The following is a 17,647-nucleotide window of genomic DNA, read 5'->3' as shown; positions in this document are numbered from 1 at the left end:
GACTAGTTCAATTTTGACCGGTGAAGCCTTGCAGCCGCGCTGCTTGCATAAACGCTCTGACTGGTTGGATTTGAAGAACTTCAGCCCCCCGTTAGCCGTTAATGACGAACGCCGATCAGAGTAATTTCATCACTTGATCCGGTACTTGTGCACCGCGCCTCTTCCATCGGATTAGACCTTAAGGACATTGATTTTGCGCAATCGGCCTCGGTCTGGAAATAGCGAACTAGTGGGACCGGTTGGGATTGCCGTTAGCGACGGAACTTGTAATTTGGGTGCTGTGCATGACTGTGAGCGTTTTGGGGGCTTTCCTGCATGATGCCAGCCGATAGCTGGCCAACGGCAAGTATAGGAGTGGTCGAGATCGTCATGGCTAACAGGCAAGCGACTGATATATATGATGACGTTTCGGATCACGCCTGGCTTTACCACGAGCTTGGAAATTCTTTCGATCCGAATGGTGCCGTGCATTTTAGCGACATGGTCGAAGTGTCGGACATGCTGATGGCGGGCTATGCACGCTTTGTTGGCCAGGGAATGCCCCGCGAAATGGTAGGGTTTGCCATGCTGGGCGCCACAATGAACCTCTATGACCTGTTCGGCATGCAGGCCAGCCTTCCCAAGATCTTGCGCGGCCTTGCTGATCGTATCGATCAGAAGACTGATACCTGCAACCGCTGATCGCACTGCGACAATGACACATCGGGTTTCGGCCCGGTGATAACGTAGTTCGGGCGCAATATCTCGCGAAGCCGGGGCTTGAGCAGCTCCGCTTCCTGACCTTGCACGCTCGGCGAGCGCTGCCCGCAATTCGTCCTTTCGGATTAGACGGATGCGCGTTCGGTCTAAGCACAGTGCGCGTCTCCCGCCCGCGGCCTCCAGGCGATATGAATGGTGGGAGGATGGCTAGTCAATGAGAATGCAGACCCGCACCGATTGGCCTTCAAAAATAAGAAGCTATGAATCAAACAAAATGGCTTTCTCTATAGTTGCGGGATCTAATGCAAAAACAGGCTTGAAAGATAGTGTCAGAGAAAAATAGAAAAGTTACATTGGCAATGCCTGTTTACAACGGATCGAATTTTATTCGGGATGCGCTCGATTCGATTGTTGCCCAAACCTTTACGGATTTCGAACTGATAGTTTGTGACAATGCGTCCGAAGACGACACGCGCGAAATCGTCCAGCAATACGCCGCGAAGGACAGCCGCATCGAATTGATCAGAAACCCCCGCAACATCGGTGCGTCGGCGAATTACAATCTAGGCTTCAAGCACGGTCGAGGAAAATATCTTAAGTGGTGCGCTCATGACGATACGCTGAGCCCCAATTACCTTGAAGCCTGCATTCGCGTGATGGATGCCAACCCGGATGTCGCGCTGGCCTTTGGGTCGACGCTCGGCATTACGGGCAAGAATGAAATCGTACGTCCGGTGGGCGATGAAACGCCATCGCTGGAAAGCGACAGCCCCGCTGAACGGTTCCAGCGAGCGATTGAACTGTCAGGCACATGCTTTCCCATTTTCGGCGTCTTCAGAAGGGAAAACCTGGAGCGCTCTACCCTTCATCGCCCCTATTACGGCTCGGACCGGGCAGTGCTGGCCGAAGCCGCGATCATGGGAAAATTCCTGCGGGTCGAGGAAGCGATCTTCTACAATCGCGAACACGAGCAGCGCTCGATCAACATCGATGACAAGGTCCAGCGCAGCTTCTGGCAAACCGGCAGGAAGAGCCGCGGAGCAGCAGCTGAACATCTGCAACTGGCGCTCCATCTGTTCGAGATTGCTTCCCGCCACAGCGACATCACTTCGCCCTGGCCGCTGCGTGCGGCGCTGATCCGGCGAAGCCTGCTCCCGATACAATTGGGAAGATACGGCCTTGAACTGGTCCATATGGTTTCACCCGCTGCTGCGCAGGCTGCGAAGCGGGTTTTCGCGAAGCCTCAACGCAACCACGAAGCAAGCAAGATGGTGTAGGACATGACAAGTTTTGACCTGACGAAAGTGAAAGTCGGCATTCTCGCCGGTGGACTTGGCTCGCGTCTTTCCGAGGAAACCGAGACCCGCCCGAAGCCGATGGTCGAAATCGGTGAAATGCCGATCCTGTGGCATATCATGAAGATATATTCGCACTATGGCTTCAACGATTTCAGCATCGCGCTGGGCTACAAGGGCGATTACATCAAGCGGTGGTTCCGCGAACATTTCAGTGTGTCGGGCTCGATCTCGCTGAACACGCGCAAGGGCGGGGTTCTTCGCCATTCTCCGGACTGCGTCCCTGACTGGAATGTCGACCTCGTCGAAACCGGAATGAAGTCAGGCACGGGCGGCCGGATCAAGAAACTGGCCCATTGGCTCGGCGACCAGACCATGATGGTGACCTGGGGTGATGGTGTTGCCGATATCGACATCGGCAAGCTCCTGGCTTTCCACAAATCCCACGGAAAGCTGGCGACACTCACCGCGGTAAGGCCGCCAGCCAGATATGGTCACCTCCAATTTGACGGGGACCTCATCACTGACTTCACCGAAAAGCCGCAGATCGGCGAGGGCTGGATCAACGGTGCCTTCTTCGTCCTTGAGCCGGAAGTGATGAACTACATCGATCACGAAGACGAGATGTTTGAGCATCGCCCGTTGTCGAGGCTGGCCGAGGATGGGCAGCTGATGGCTTACCGCCATGAGTCCTTCTGGCAGTGCATGGATACCATGCGCGAAAAGCAGCTACTCAATGAATACTGGTCGTCTGGAAAGGCGCCCTGGAAGATATGGAAGGACCAGACCAATGAAAGTTCTTTTGACTGGGCACCGCGGGTACATCGGTACGGTGCTGACTCGACGCCTGCTGGAGCGCGGTCATGATCTAGTTGGCCTTGACAGCAATCTATTCGAGGATTGTTTTTTCCTTCCGGAGACCGCCGAGATTCCCTCGATCGGGGGAGATATCAGGGAATTCGTGCTTGATCCCTTTGCCGCAGACAAGCTGCGCGGTCTCGATGCGATCATCCATCTTGCGGGCCTGTCCAACGATCCGCTGGGCGATTACCGGCCCGGCCTTACGCAGGAAATCAACTCGAAGGCCTCGATCGATCTCGCCCGTCTGGCCAAGGCGGCCGGCGTACAGCGCTTTATCTATGCCTCATCCTGCTCCAATTATGGCGCGTCGGGCGATGGGTTTATCGATGAGGGCGGGGCGCTCAACCCGGTAACGCCCTATGGCGTCTCGAAGGTCGAGGCGGAGATTTCCATCGAGGCTTATGCCGATGAAAGCTTCAGCCCGACGTTCCTGCGCGCGTCGACAGCTTACGGCTTGTCGCCGATGCTGCGCTTCGATCTCGTCGTAAACAATCTGACAGCCTGGGCTTGTACGACTGGCGAAGTCCATCTCAAGAGCGACGGCAGCGCCTGGCGCCCGATCGTCCATGTCGAGGATATAGCGCTGGCTTATGTTGCCAGCCTTGAAGCCGATCGCAGCGCAGTGCACTGCGAAGTGTTCAACGTCGGCCAAACCTCGGAAAACTACCAGATCAGGGAAATTGCAGAGATAGTCCGTGATGTGGTGCCCAATTCGCGGATCGGCTTTTCCGCCGGCGCAAGCCCCGATGTGCGTAACTACCGGGTCGACTGCAACCATATTGCGCGAAAGCTGCACAATTTCAAACCGCAATGGACGTGCCGCCGCGGCGTTGAGCAACTCTATGATGCATTCGTTTCCAGCGGCCTGACGCTCGAGGACTTCGAGGGCCCTCGCTTCAAACGCATTGCCCACATGAAGCAGAGGATCGCCCAGGGTACAGTGGGCGAGGACCTTTTTCCCGTCCGGCAAATGGTTGCCGCCTGAAAGGCTTATGATGAACCAGATTTTCCTGGAACAACCCGGCAAATATTCGCGCACCGAGACGTGCTGCCGTTCCTGTGGCGGACATTCGCTCGAACCATTCCTTGACCTGGGTTCTACACCGCTGGCCGACAGGCTCCTGACCCAAGAGATGCTGGAAGAGCTTGAGCTGACATTTCCGCTTGTTGTCGCTTTTTGTCCGGACTGCTCGCTTGTCCAGATCCTGGAGACAGTCGCGCCGGAAATCCTGTTTGCCGATGCCTACCCTTATTATTCGTCATTCTCACCAGCATTGATGGAGCATTCGCGTGCGAATGCGCTGGCACAGCTTGAGGAGCGAAAGCTTGGACCCTCGAGCCTTGTGGTCGAGCTCGCCAGCAATGATGGCTACCTGCTGCGCAATTATGTCGAGAGCTACGTTCCTGTAATCGGTATCGACCCTGCGGACGGGCCTGCCGCTGCTGCCAGAAAGATCGGAGTGCCGACCTTATGCGAGTTCTTTACCGAGGAATTCGCTGCAGACTTTGCCGAAACCCATGGCCTGGCGGACGTCGTGCATGGCAACAATGTCCTGGCTCATGTTTCAGACACCAATGGGTTTGTGGCCGGGATAGCAAAGATCCTGAAGCCGACAGGTGTAGCGGTGATCGAGATGCCGTATCTCTTGCCGCTGATCGAGCACATAGAGTTCGATACGATCTATCATGAGCATCTGTGCTATTTCTCGCTTACGGCGCTGGACAAACTGTTCCGCAGGCACGGACTTTTCCTGAACCGGGTCGAGGAGCTTTCGATCCATGGTGGGTCGCTGCGCATCTTCGTCGAACCCAGCGAGCGGGTCGAGCAGAGCGTCAACCGCATGCTTGCCCATGAGCGCGCGATTGGCCTCGACCAGGCCAGCTTCTTCGCCGAGTTTTCCTCGCGGGTCGATACGCTGAGGAAGGAACTGGTTGCGCTTATCGCGGACCTCAAGGCGAAGGGGCATTCGATCGCTGCCTATGGGGCCGCTGCGAAGGGGGCGACCATGCTCAATTACTGCGGTTTGGACCGGACCCAGATTGATTTCGTGGTTGATCGCAACGTCAACAAGCAAGGCAAGTTCATGCCTGGTGCCCACCTGCCGATCCTTGAACCTGAAGCTCTGGCCGAGCGCAAGCCCGATTATGTCCTGATGCTTGCCTGGAACTTCGCGGATGAAATCATCGCGCAGCAGCAAGCCTATCTGGCGCAAGGCGGTCAGTTCATCATACCCGTGCCACATCCAAGGATTGTCGCATGAACCTTGGCGATAGCTTCCTGGCGGCGGACACTATTTCCCAAGCTGATGATCTTTCAGAGCAGTTCACCTGCCCCACTTGCAACTCCGGCAGGACCGAGCTCTTCCATGAGGTTGAAAACGTCCCCACAAACTCGTGCATCCTGTTCGAGACCCGGGAAGAGGCGCTGAACTGCAACAAGGGCTCCATCGCGCTGCGATTCTGCCATGGTTGCGGCTTTATCTACAACGCCAGCTTCAAGCAGGAATTGACCGAGTATTCCGGGCGTTACGAGGAGACCCAGGGCTTCTCGCCAACATTCTCACGCTTCCATCGCAACCTTGCCGAGGAAATGATCGAGCGGCACGGCCTGTCCGGTCGGGACGTGATGGAGATCGGCTGCGGCAAGGGCGAGTTTCTTGTGCTGCTTTCGCAGCTGGGAGAAAATCGCGGCGTGGGGGTGGACCCCAGCGCCTTGCCGGAGCGGCTCGAAGGAGTGCCCGGTGCAGAGCGGGTCACGCTTATTCCCGAATATTTCGAACCGCGGCATTGCCAGGTCCAGCCGGATTTCCTGTGCTGCAAGATGACACTCGAGCACATCACGCAAACTTCCGAGTTCATCGAAACGATCCGTGCCGGGCTGGACGAATCCAGGCAGACCGTGGTGTTCTTCCAGGTGCCCGAGGCAGACCGGATCATCAGGCATTGCGCCTTCGAGGATATCTACCACGAGCATTGTTCCTATTTCACCGAGAGTTCGCTTCGCCACTTGTTCGAACGGAGCGGTTTCAAGGTCACAAGGACCGCCATTGAATATGATGATCAGTACCTGACGATCGAAGCGGTGCCTTGCTCCGGGAATTCGGCAACGGGGACACGCGCCGCGATCGACGAACTTGCCGATCTTGTGCGCAGCTTTGCGGAACGGCTCGAACTTCACAAGCAGCATTGGCGCGAAAAGGTCCAGCAAGCGAAGTCCGAAGGAAAGACGGTGGTCCTCTGGGGCTCAGGCTCGAAGGCCGTGTCGTTCCTGACATCGCTTGGGATTGCCGACCAGGTCGATTTCGTCACTGACATCAATCCCAATCGCCACAATCACTACATGCCGGGTACAGGCCAGCTGATTGTCCCGCCTGAACAGCTGGTGGAGATACAGCCGGGATTGGTGATTGTCATGAACCGGATCTACGAGGGCGAGATTTCGCAGTCGCTCTTGGCCATGGGCGTGTCCTGCAATGTGGTATGGCTGTGATGGAAATCGGATACCTATCCAGGAAGGATCATATTTGAGGTCGCAGCTGACATGAAGATCGCGATTACAACGGCAACGGATAGCGGCTATTTGCCGGCAGCTTGCTGCCAGCTCAAATCGGTCGCCGATCATTTGCCTGATGGATACGATGTCAGCCTGAACCTGGTCTGTTGCGATGTCAGCGAAGGGGATATCGCAGCGGCGCGGGCATTCTTTGAAAACAAGGGTGTACCGGCAAAAATCATCCTCCCCGATTTCGTCGATGAACAGATCAAGCCGATCAACCAGAGATGGCCTAGAGCGGCCTATCTGCGGCTCTACTTCGACATGATCTTCGGTGCGGAAGTCGATCGGTTGATCTATTTTGACGCTGATACGCGCATCATGGCCTCGATCGAGCCACTGCTAGCCTTGGACCTGCAAGGGTTTCCCGCTGCCGCAGTGCACGATTTCGTATACTACCTGAGCGGCAACATCAGGCGCCGCCGCCGGGACCTGTTTCTGTCTGATGACGCCCCTTACCTTCAGTCAGGCGTGATGGTGTTCGACTGGCCAAAATTGTTGGCGGACGGCGCACTCGAACGCGCACGACAATTTCTGGTCGACAACCCTGAAGGCTGCATGGAGGCGCCCGATCAGGACGCGCTCAACCATGCCCTTGAAGGAAAGTGGTTGCCACTCGATCCGCGGTGGAATCTGCACGAGACTTATCTCAACTTTGGCGGCAAGCTGACCCCATACCTGGAACATTATACCTCGACCAAGCCCTGGTCGAAAAGGCGGCCACCCCGGTGGGCGGATGCGGCACAATGGTACCGGGAGGAATTGCGCGATACGATCTGGTCGGGGTTCATCCCTGAACAAACCACTGGCGACAAGATCCGCTCGCAGCTCGATTTTCTGAGGTTCCGCTACGCACCAAAAATCCGCAACGCGCTTGCGCTTTATGCGCCTGTCGTTCTGGATATGATGAAGGTGCCAAGGCACCGCTCCGACAATTCCGAACTTCCCTGGGCGCCGCGAAACAGCAAGGATGTCGAGGACATGGCTCGCGCGCTTGTTTCCGAAGCGCATGGCGAGCGCAGTTTCATCCGCCCACCAGAGGGAGTACTGGACGGGCACGGCAAGGGCCGTCCGATAGGCCTCGCCTGACCAGCGCGAAGGTCAATGCTGCAACATTGCGTGCTCGCGGGTTGGCAACTCAACTCGGCAAGTTCTGGTCAAGGGTGCCATCAGCTTGAGCCTTGGACTCATGGCGGCTCCTCCGCCCGGCTTTGACCCGCTGAACCAGAGTAACGATCTCGGTAACAGGCCCTGCTGGCCGTCCGGTTGCGAGCCATGCCATGCAGATGGCCGCGGCATAGAATGCGCCGCCCGCCAGAATTTTTGCGGCCAGGTTGATCGTGACGCCGACATTGGCGTTTGCGAGCAGAAGGTCGACAGCAAATACCCCGAATGTCATCGAAACAAGACCGCAGATCGTGAAGCCGTGATGCTTCACCTGATGAGCCAACGAGATATTCAGGAGATGACGCAAGAACAGCAGTTCGATCATCACAGTTATCAGCTCGCTGACAAGACGGCCGATGGCTGCGCCAATCAGCCCTCCGCCAATCAAACCTCCGACGATCAAGGGTATCTTGACGAATACTGCGATGATCTGGCGGATGAAAAGCAGCTTCGTTTTGCCAAGCGCCATGGCGACCGGCTGCAGCCCCACGGTGAAGGTACCCAAAGCATAATAGAGGGCGCAAATCTCCACGAAGGGGATCGCAGCCAGCCACTGATCCCCCAGCGCGATCTTGACCGCAGGCCCGGCTACCAACGCCAGGCCGATGCCAAGCGGCGCAATCAACATGGCAATGGAGGATTGTGCAAGCAGATGCGACCGGGTCAACCGCGCCATTTCCTTCGAAAGATTGGCAAGACCCGGGAAAAGCGCGTGCTTGATGGGCTGTATGGTTTCGCGGGTTGGGATGACCGCGAAATTGTCAGCCATCGCATAGATGCCCAACTGGGCCTTGGGAACGACGAGGCCGATGATCAGCTGGTCGATCCGCCAGTTCAATGTTTCGAATAGCTGGTTGAGGAAAATCCAGCCTGAGAATGCCCAGATTTCCTTTACATGCTTGAGCGAAAGACGAGGCCAATAGGGAATGAGCAGATAGCTCAGCAAGGCTGCGGCTACCGCGCCAAATGCATTGCCAAGGATGATGGCCCAATAGGATTCCAGAATCAGTGCAAGAATGATTGCAAGGCCAACTCCGGCCGCTTTCTGCGAAAACTGCACCAGGGCGAGGGAAGCGAAGCTCATCTTCTTCGTCACCAACCAGATATGCGGGTTTTGCAATCCGATCATCGCACCGGTGATCCCTGAAACGATGAAGACCGGGACCATGTCGGCGTTCGAATAGACCAATGACAATGGCCATGCAGCCAGCGCGAAAAACAGGCAGATGATGATCGAGCGGATCAGTGCCATGGTCCACGCCGTATCAATGTGCGATCTGTCGACTTCGTCCTTCTGGATCAGGGCATTGTTGAGCGAGAGTTCGGTGCAGGATTGCACGACCGTGAGGATGGCTGTCGCGATCGCGACGATGCCGAAATCTTCTGGCGTCAACAGCCTGGCAAGGACAAGTATTGCGCCGATGCTGAGCAGGTTCGATGCAACGCGCGCGCCCCCAAGGGAGAATGCACCGCGCACTACGCCCAGCCGCAGATTCAAAGCACGTTCCGATGACCGGCGGATTGGGCATCGTTCGGCAACACCACCCCTGAAACGAATTTGGCTGCCGCACGGCGGGGATATGTGCCGAAGCGACCAAGCGGCAGGCGCTCGGCGACCGTTACCACCGCATTGGTTCCATTCCTGAGGATTTTGGCCAAACTCCCCGGACGCGAGATCGCACCTTCGCACAGGTCGACATACTGGTCGGCAAACAACAATTTGAATGCACCGTCGCCCCGGCCGAAATCGATCAGGGCAATGCCATGCTGCTCCGCTGCCATAGCGCATCGGTCCACCAGATTGATGCCTGGTCCAAGCTTGTAGGCCGCAAGATCGTAAGACGGGAACCACCAATGCCAGACGCTTGATGTCCTCAATCCGAAATGCGCTGCCAATAGCCTGTCGCCAGCGTGTAGCGTCGTCATGACGGCTGAAAATTCGGGGTCGGAAAAATGACGCAGCCTCTCAAGCACTTCGCCAGTCCAATCGGACCTGATCCGAAATTGCGTGCCGGCTCGCACATATAGAGCGTTCTTCATCTCGATGTGGCGCCGGTAAACACTATCGTGGGAATCGTGGAATGTGAAGCGAAGCGGCCCGATGTCCTTCTCGGTCTTGCGGCTTCGCCGGCGCATTTCGCGCTTTGCCTTGGTCCAGCTGGAATCCTTGCGCGCTACAAACGCATTGTATCCTTCACCAAGATTCATCTGCGGTGAAATTGAATTGCCCTGTGCATCGGCAGTCAGTTCCTCAAACGAGGCTGGCAGATGATTATAGTCGTAAGAGGAAATTCCCGCCGCCTGAAGCAGGTTATGCGGATTGATCCGCACATCTGGAGCCAAGATCGGTCCCTGATAATCGTTGAGCTGCCCACCAACCGGCTTGCCAACGCCGCTCCGCAAAAGATGGAATGGCAGGAATCCCACTACGTCGCCATGTTGTTCGAAAATGGCAATGCGTACATCGCAGCGGACTTCGGCAACTGTCTGCGTAAACTGGGGCCAGTAGAACGGACTGTGATAGAGGGGATTTGCCCGGCAGAACGTCTTCCAGAGTTTGATCAGGTCTGGCGTAAGCTCGCTGGCTTGCAGAGAATGGCTTCGCATGGCCTTCACTTTCCCAGCCGAATGACTTCGGCGGGTGCCCGGCCCGGAGCCTGGCCCGGAGCTTGGCAGGGCATGGCAGCTGTCTGGGTGGCTGCGGGGCAGGGCAGTCGCGGGCGGGTCACGAAGTGGTGACCTTTTCCGTCTTAACCCGGCTTTCCCAGCGAAACTCCTTAAACCGGGGTTTCAGTTCTTCGGCCACATCTGCCAAGCTCGTCCGCAAGGCTATCGCAGCACCGGCCATGATGGAAAACAGGGCGGCGGGTATCGCATGAGGTGAGGATATTGCTGCTGGTACGAGGCTCATCACCGCTGCGGATGCCAGAGCACCGCCGATGGACTGGTATGGGATCGGGCCGATACCCCAGGTCGACTTCTTCGAAGCCTGGAAAACCGATTTCAGATAGATTCCAAATGTTACCATGCCGATCAATCCGGTCGAACCGAGGATGGCCGTGACCATGCTCGATGATCGAAAGCTGCCCGGGCCAATTCCCAGTCCATACGAAGCAATGAAGCTGTCCCAACCCTGGAGAGCCCAGAACAGCCTTTGCTGACCGGAAAAGCTGGCTGGCTTTCCGACTGTCATGTCAACGATCAACTCATAAACGGCGAATGGCAGCCGAGGGATAGTCGCCATGAGGACGGCCAGTAAGAACAGAATACCGCAGGCTGCAATTACCGCGCGCGCCAATTTCCCGGGCGGGGTTGCAGCAGGAAAGATCATTGCGCGAAAAGTGAAGAACAGGGCGTAGGCACCAAGCGCCACATATGCGGTTGATGCGGTGCTTAACACCAGCATCAGTGCAAGAGCCGCAGCCGCCAATCCCGTCGCCCGTGTCCGGATTGACCGGTACCACAATTCAGCCATCGCGAGAAAAAGAGTGAAGCCCAGGCCAGCATAGCTCGATGCCTCTGGAAGCACGCCTCTGATGCGGATGAAGCCTGAAATGGACAAGTCGAGCGGTGTGTAACCACCATTTCGGAATAGACTGAGGATTACCTCGAAACTCGTCCCACGTGTCAGCAGGTCAAGAACACCCGTTCCTATATGAAGCCAACTGGCGAGGATGAGCGCCGTGACCAGGGCGTCACCACCCGAGGGGAGACGGCAAAATATATAGCTTGAGATTGCGAGCAGCAGTGCGCCCAACAGATAGAAACCAGCGGTCAGGTTCTGCGAGGTAGGCTGCAGTGGGACGGTGTCGAAGGGGCCCATCGATGGGTCCGGCCGCATGGGAAAAACATCCACCATGCCTCCGAACATGCGCGGCGCCAGGTACGCGCAGACCATGCCGTATATAACAAAGAAGACGATCCATTTATTCTCGCTCACAGCAGCTGGCAAAAAGCGGAGATAGCCGCCTTTTGGAGCCAGAATTCTCAGGCTGGTAAACAGCAGCGCGAATTGAACCGGCGGGATGGATGAGCCCCCCAAGCCAGGGAGTGAAATGGCGGCGGAACCATCAAGAAGCGCGCTGATGACAAGAAAGATAAGTGCGCCTCGCACGCTGCCAGCCAGCACGACATAGGTGCCGATCAGGATCTGGACCATGCCGATAATGGTGAGTTCCATTGCCCTCTTCGCTCAGTTCGGCTGCGCCAGTTGCAATATCTTCCGGTCGAACTGCTCCGGTTCGAAAAGGCTTGCCTGTTTGATGGCCACTGAAGGATCAAAGTCCTTCACGAAAAACTCCATCTGTTCGACTGCTTCGATGAGCGATCCAGCCGTCTGCTCGTCGAAAAAGATCCCGGTCTGGCCGTGTACGACGCTGTCCCTTACCCCGCCGCGTCCGTATGCGACCACGGGTCGGCCCGAAGCCATGGTTTCGACAGGGGAAATGCCGAAGTCTTCTTCCGCCGTGATGACCAGCGCCTTGCAACGCGCGTAGGCATTCTTGAGCGAGGCAAAATCGAGCCGATCGATAAAGACGATATTCGGCTGCGCGATGGCCCGCAATTTCTTCAACATGCTTCCCGTGCCGACCATGGTCAGCGGCAAGCCGTTTGCATTGAAGGCTTCAACCGCAAGGTCAGGGCGCTTGTAAGGCACCATCTGTCCGACCCAGAGGTAGTTGTCATCAATCTCGTCCGACTGGTGGAAAAGACTGGTATCGACCGGAGGGTGGATCACCTCGGATTCGCGGCGCCAGACCTTGCGGATGCGCTGCTGGATGAAATGGGAATTGGCAATGAACTGGTCGACCCGGGCACTTGAGGTGACGTCCCACTGACGCAAGCGATGATAGATCAACGGCATCGCCCCGCGGGCAAGCAAGGGTGCTTCGGCGCGATACTGGTGATAGTGATCCCATAAGTATCTCATGGGGGAATGGCAGTAGCACAGGTGCATCGCGTCTGGCCGGGTGATCACACCTTTTGCAGGGCCGGATTCACTGCTTATGACAAGGTCATAGGCAGTGAGATCGAGGCACTCGAGCGCCATCGGCATCAGCGGCAGGTAATATTGATACAAACGCCGTGCGAGCGGAAGCCGGTTGACGAAACCCGCTTTGATCGGCGCCTGCTTCAGGGTCGCCGACATGCTGCGCGGGTCATAGACATTGGTAAAAATGTCGGCATTCGGGAAGATCCGCAGGAGCCGCTCGACCACCCGTTCGCCGCCGCGCATTGCGACAAACCAATAGTGCACAATCGCCACGCGCCGTTCCGAAAAGGTTCCATTGATCAAAGAATGATCCAAGCCCGTCCGCTCGGCGGCCAGTCTAGGCATAATATTCCTTGTACTGCGAATAATAGAAATACGGGTCGTGCGGATCGAGGAACGACCGGCGTTTCATGTTGACACCGTTAAGCACGGCGCCAAGGACATTGACCTTGTCGGGTGGGAGCCTCCTCAGCGCGGCGCGGATCGCAAACTTCGAAGTTGCGCGCCATTTTGTTGCAAATACAACAACATCGGCGCGGCCCGCCAATATGCGAGAGGCGGCTATCGGAAGGACTGGTGGCAGGTCGAGAATGATCCTGTCAAAATGGCCGCGAAGCCGCTCCAGGAGGTCCACGAATTCCTGTCCGCGCAGCAGGTGCTCCGGTTCCTCCGCGCTTGGTGACAGCGGAAGAACGCAGAAGACATTCTCTCCTACATATTGCTCAAAATCGATCGGCGCCGTCCCTTTCAATACATCGATAAGACCTTTTTGCCCTGCCTGCATGTTCAGCAGCCGGCTGATGCCTTGCCTGCGCAAATCACAATCAATCAGCATGGTGCGCATCCCGCCCGCCGCCAATACGCTGGCCAGGCAACACGACATGACCGTTTTGCCTTCGTTGGGCAGCGCGGACGTAATCGCGATAACTTTTGCCTGTCCCTGCGTGGCCAGATCAATCGATGCGCCGAGCGAACGGAACGCCTCTGAGAATCCCGATTTCGGAGCATCCTGTATGGCCGTTGCCGGGTGGTCGTTGCCATCGTCGATCGATGACAGGAGCGGGATCGACGCCAGGCACGGAATGCCCAGGTCGCGTTCCACTTCTTCGGGCGTGGAAAGACCATGGAACAGGGCTTCCTTGATGTAGGCTGCCAATACTCCCAGGCCCAGGCCAATGACCAATGCCAATACCATATTGAGGATTATGTTCGGCGAAGCGGGAAAGATTGGTGCTTCCGCCAAGGTGAGGATATTTGCACTCGGCTTTTCGCTGCCTTCCGCTGCAATAAGCTCCTTGAAGCGGTTAAGATAGGTTTCGTAGATGCCTTGAGATGCTTCGGCGGCGCGCTCCAGTTCGCTGAGACCAACCATTGCATCATTGTTTTGGGAAAGCCGACCGCGCGCCGCAGCGAGACTGGAAGTCAAAGATGCGAGGCGCTGTTGCGAGACGTCCTGCTTGGCCCTCAGGTTGGAAACTACTCGACCGATCTCTGCTTCGATCCTGCGCCGAACCTCGTCCAGCTGGCTCTGCGCGCGAATGAGCAGTGGGTGATTGGGGCCGTATTTCGCCGACAGGTCTGCAACGCTGGTCGCAGCCAGGGCTTCCTGGGAGCGCAATGAGGAAATGACCGGCGAATCCAGCGCTTCACCGACATCATCCCCCGTTGAACCGGAACTGAGCTGGGCGAGGGCGGTTCGCAGCCGCGCCTGGTCTGCTGCCGCTGCCGCACGCGCTGTTGTTACCTCCTGGTTGTAGGTTGCGATTTCCTGCTCTGTAAGGGATGCGCCCGAAGTGCTGAGCAGGTTATTCTTTATCCTGTATTGCTGGAGTGCCTGAGTGTCGGCCTGAGCCTGATCGCGCAGCTCGGCCAGGCGTTGCTCCACGATATTGCGGGCCTCTGCATTTCGCTGCTTTTCTGAATCGAGTTCCCAATTGACGAACTGGCGTGCAAATTCGTTCGTTATATCGGCAGCAGCCTTTGCCTCCTCGGCCTCAAAGGAAATGGCCAAGGCGTAACTTTCGCCCGCCCGCCTTGCTGAAACATCTTCCTGGAGCTGTTCAAGAAGGGCACGCTGATCGCTGTCAGACATGCCTTCGGTGAGGGCCAGCTCCTGAGCCACGCGTTGGGCCATCTCCTGAGAAGTGATGATCTGTATCTGCGTCTCGACCACTTCATCGCTCAACACAGGCTGGGCCGAAAGTGTGGATGTCGATTGAGTTACGATCGCTGCATCGTTCGTCAACATCACGGTCGCTTCCGCGCGGTATGTCTTTCCAGCCAACAGCGAAATCGCCAGACCGGCCAGCAGGGCCGCGGCTGTTACCAGCAGGATCAGCTTGAGCTGCCGATGGAAGAAACTTACGCTCTCGCGCAAATCTAGCCGGTCGGTCTGGGCCGGTGGATATGCACCATAATTGGTCATTCCGGTACCAGGCGCGCCTGCCCTGACCAGATCAGTCGATCCACTCATCCATGATCTCCACGTTTCCTGCAGCAGAAACGATAATTATTGAGCTGGCGCTGCCGTTTCATTTCGACCTCACCATGCCGATCGCAGGCCTATGGTGCCTGCAAAGCCCTTGTATGAACGGCCGAATGCTCCCCCGTCCTGGTCGCGGTATCCAACCGACACGAAAACTCCGATCCTGTCCGCTAACCTGTAAGTTGTTGATCCGGATACAAATGCGCGTTTGTCCTTGCGGAGGGTGGTCTTGTACTCTTCCTCCAGGTAGCCGGCCTCGGCGCCTACCAAGACGCGATCGCCGATGGCGTGCTGCGCTGAGAGCTTGAATTCGCTTGTGATGATTGCCGGCGCTTCCTGGCTCCTGCTCGGATCGACAAGACGGCTGGCGCTGGCGTCAAGTTTCCATTTCGGCGAAGGAGTCCAGCTCGCTGCAAGCCGGTAGTTTATTTCGCCTGCCGACTTGATCGAAGGGTCGTCGAAATCCTGGCTGATATAGCCAACGCCTGCCTCCAGATCGATCAGGCCGGTGAGTTCATGCCTGACACCGATCAGCGCCGCATATCCGCTCGAGTTTCGCGAGGGGATGGTCGCAATCTGGTAATCGATTTCATTGCCGCGCAATTCGCCGAAGATCTTGGTCTTGGCGTTGACTCCCAAGTCAGCCCTGAATTTCGCCTTGCGCACAGTGACATCGCGCAACGAAAGATCGATTGGCGCCCCACCGAGCACGGTGTCCGAATAGTCTCGTTTGATGACACCGGCCCCAAGCGCGATTTCCAGCTTGTTCCCGGTCCGCGCCACTTCGATTCCGGCCGTTTTTTCATGGAATGAAATAGGCTCGTCGCTGAAGAATATATCGCCAGCCGTCCCGCGCCGTTCGATCCCCCGGTTGTACCCCGCATTGGCCGAAACATCGATGCCAAGGCCCAGCTCCAACAGAGCCCGGGCGTTCAGCCTGTATTGTTCGCTATTCTCATCGGATATGTCGAAGTATCGCCTTAGTTCAGCGGCGCCTTCCAAGCTGACAGCGTGCCGCGAGAAGTCGGACCGAAGGGCGAAGGCCGGCCTTAGCGACACGACACCGTCCTCGATCTCGCCGGAATCGACATTATAGATATTGGTGTCGTAGGTCAGGTCCACGATCGCCTGCGGATACAGGATGAACCCCGGCGAAACCCTGACCCCTTCGCCTGAATCCGGATCGAACAGCTTGACCGGCGTTACAACTTCTGGCGCTTCGGCCAGTGCCAGTCTCGGGGCCACGAGGCACATGCACGTGAAGGCAGCGAGACGCAAAATGATGCCGCCATGGTGCCTTCTTCCAGACAATGCCCTGGCCGAGATCGCCTCATACATGGATTTGGAATTTCGCCTCCTCGGCACAAACGCCAAGCAGATGATGAACGCCAGGTCCTCAAGCTCCTGCCCGAAATTCTTTCCCAAGCCCGAGTTCTTGATGGGCCGGGTCCGCTGAGAGCGGCGTTGCTTGGCCGCAGAAGACTTGCGAGCCTTCAGCAGGGTTAGGACACGGGTGATGCCTAAACCAATTCCCCTATAGAAATTTTCAGCCAAAAGGAGTAGGTCTATAACCACTATGGATAGTGCGATCAGCATGCTGGAATCTTCCAAACCAACCAGCTCTCGGCCTCGTTGTGATCGAAAGCCGCAGCGCCCTAGCTTTGCCCGTGGTGTACTTTTCGCTTTGCCAGCTGCCCTGGCGCTCTGGGCCATCTTGTTCTGGTTGGTCTGGTGATCGGACAAATGGCGCATCAGCAAGATCCTTTGCCTGTGATCACTGCGGGAATGGTCAACAGCAAGATCTTGAAATCGAACCACAGCGATTTCGACCGGGAATACAGTACATCGGCTGCGACCCTGCGGCGATAAGTCGAATCGTTGCGACCGGTAACTTGCCAAAGGCCAGTCAGGCCGGGCCTGACACTGAAATAGCTCGTAATGTAGCGACCGTACTTTGGCACTTCGGAAGACACGATCGGGCGTGGCCCCACCAGGCTCATGTCGCCACGGATGACATTGATCAATTGGGGCAGCTCATCGATGCTGGAATGCCGCAAGAACCGGCCGATCGGGGTTATTCGCGGATCGCGGCTAAGCTTATGATTGCGGTCCCATTCGTGTCGGAGCTCTGCCTTTGTTTCAAGTAAACTTGCAAGATGCTCTTCCGCGTCAATCCGCATCGAGCGGAATTTGTAGCAGCCGAAACCCCGCCCGTTCATGCCAACGCGCGTCTGTTTGAATACGACCGGGCCCGGACTCGTAATTGCAATGAGCAACGCTGCAAGTGCCATCACCGGGAAAAGCACAACGAGCATGGCGGCCGAAATCGCTATGTCGCGCACCCGAACCAGCAGCCCGTTCGTCGCTCGGGATTGTGTGGCCAGATCGGATGCCATCACGATCAGCTCACGTTCGGAAAGCGACGAGTTCGCGCCGAAAAACAGCGTGTCGCCAGATGCTTTTGCATCTCTCAGGGCACTGTCATGTTTGGTCGTGTGCATGGCGCTCGGTTGTTCGGTTGCTGATTAACTGGGGCCGTTGGCTCGTCCGGAAATCGGTTCGATCCAACGGGTACCAGAACCACAAGCTTCACC

General features: G+C 56.9%; 14 protein-coding genes. 7 read left to right on the top strand and 7 right to left on the bottom strand.

Going from position 1 to position 17,647, the window contains the following annotated elements; genetic code table 11:
* Positions 1-369: 369 nt before the first annotated feature.
* From ACX3VQ_RS11205 to ACX3VQ_RS11175, 7 genes are all read left to right on the top strand, one after another.
* On the top strand, positions 370-681 hold the full coding sequence (locus tag ACX3VQ_RS11205) for a hypothetical protein (protein WP_462581134.1): 312 nt from the start codon (positions 370-372) through the stop codon (positions 679-681).
* A gap of 377 nt (positions 682-1,058) precedes the next feature.
* Positions 1,059-1,976: a glycosyltransferase family 2 protein gene (locus ACX3VQ_RS11200; protein ID WP_462573075.1), complete on the top strand. Its 918-nt coding sequence runs from the start codon at positions 1,059-1,061 to the stop codon at positions 1,974-1,976.
* A gap of 3 nt (positions 1,977-1,979) precedes the next feature.
* The gene (gene rfbF / locus ACX3VQ_RS11195; protein WP_462581133.1) at positions 1,980-2,861 is read left to right on the top strand and encodes a glucose-1-phosphate cytidylyltransferase; all 882 of its coding nucleotides are present in this window, start codon (positions 1,980-1,982) and stop codon (positions 2,859-2,861) included.
* Positions 2,785-3,840, top strand: coding sequence for an NAD-dependent epimerase/dehydratase family protein (locus tag ACX3VQ_RS11190; RefSeq protein WP_462581132.1), 1,056 nt, complete (start codon positions 2,785-2,787; stop codon positions 3,838-3,840). Before rfbF ends, ACX3VQ_RS11190 begins: the two co-directional genes overlap by 77 nt.
* A gap of 10 nt (positions 3,841-3,850) precedes the next feature.
* Positions 3,851-5,116: a class I SAM-dependent methyltransferase gene (locus ACX3VQ_RS11185; RefSeq protein WP_462581131.1), complete on the top strand. Its 1,266-nt coding sequence runs from the start codon at positions 3,851-3,853 to the stop codon at positions 5,114-5,116.
* Positions 5,113-6,345: a class I SAM-dependent methyltransferase gene (locus ACX3VQ_RS11180; RefSeq protein ID WP_462581130.1), complete on the top strand. Its 1,233-nt coding sequence runs from the start codon at positions 5,113-5,115 to the stop codon at positions 6,343-6,345. The genes ACX3VQ_RS11185 and ACX3VQ_RS11180 overlap by 4 nt, the downstream gene beginning before the upstream one ends.
* Before the next feature lie 51 nt (positions 6,346-6,396).
* On the top strand, positions 6,397-7,497 hold the full coding sequence (locus ACX3VQ_RS11175) for a glycosyltransferase family 8 protein (protein ID WP_462581129.1): 1,101 nt from the start codon (positions 6,397-6,399) through the stop codon (positions 7,495-7,497).
* Positions 7,498-7,546: 49 nt separating this feature from the next.
* On the opposite strand, the gene ACX3VQ_RS11170 is transcribed toward ACX3VQ_RS11175, so the two are convergent.
* The 7 genes from ACX3VQ_RS11170 to ACX3VQ_RS11140 form a co-directional block, all read right to left on the bottom strand.
* Positions 7,547-9,073: a lipopolysaccharide biosynthesis protein gene (locus tag ACX3VQ_RS11170; RefSeq protein ID WP_462581128.1), complete on the bottom strand. Its 1,527-nt coding sequence runs from the start codon at positions 9,071-9,073 to the stop codon at positions 7,547-7,549.
* Complete coding sequence (locus ACX3VQ_RS11165) at positions 9,070-10,182, bottom strand: GNAT family N-acetyltransferase (protein ID WP_462581127.1); 1,113 nt, start codon at positions 10,180-10,182, stop codon at positions 9,070-9,072. Before ACX3VQ_RS11165 ends, ACX3VQ_RS11170 begins: the two co-directional genes overlap by 4 nt.
* Positions 10,183-10,300: 118 nt before the next feature.
* Entirely contained in the window at positions 10,301-11,755 is a 1,455-nt protein-coding gene (locus tag ACX3VQ_RS11160; RefSeq protein WP_462581125.1) for a glycoside hydrolase, read from the bottom strand.
* 12 nt (positions 11,756-11,767) lie between these two features.
* A complete protein-coding gene (locus ACX3VQ_RS11155) occupies positions 11,768-12,871 on the bottom strand; it encodes a glycosyltransferase (protein WP_462581124.1) in 1,104 nt (367 codons plus the stop codon).
* A 34-nt stretch (positions 12,872-12,905) separates the two neighbouring features.
* Positions 12,906-15,041: a GumC family protein gene (locus tag ACX3VQ_RS11150; RefSeq protein WP_462581122.1), complete on the bottom strand. Its 2,136-nt coding sequence runs from the start codon at positions 15,039-15,041 to the stop codon at positions 12,906-12,908.
* A gap of 69 nt (positions 15,042-15,110) precedes the next feature.
* The gene (locus ACX3VQ_RS11145; protein WP_462581121.1) at positions 15,111-16,805 is read right to left on the bottom strand and encodes an outer membrane beta-barrel protein; all 1,695 of its coding nucleotides are present in this window, start codon (positions 16,803-16,805) and stop codon (positions 15,111-15,113) included.
* Positions 16,805-17,554, bottom strand: a complete 750-nt coding sequence (locus ACX3VQ_RS11140; RefSeq protein WP_462581120.1) for a sugar transferase — start codon at positions 17,552-17,554, stop codon at positions 16,805-16,807. The genes ACX3VQ_RS11145 and ACX3VQ_RS11140 overlap by 1 nt, the downstream gene beginning before the upstream one ends.
* Positions 17,555-17,647: the final 93 nt, after the last annotated feature.

The organism is Altererythrobacter chaiwopuensis, from assembly GCF_054957735.1.
Note: the sequence above shows the minus strand (reverse complement) of the source record. Positions and strands in the feature narration are given on the sequence as shown.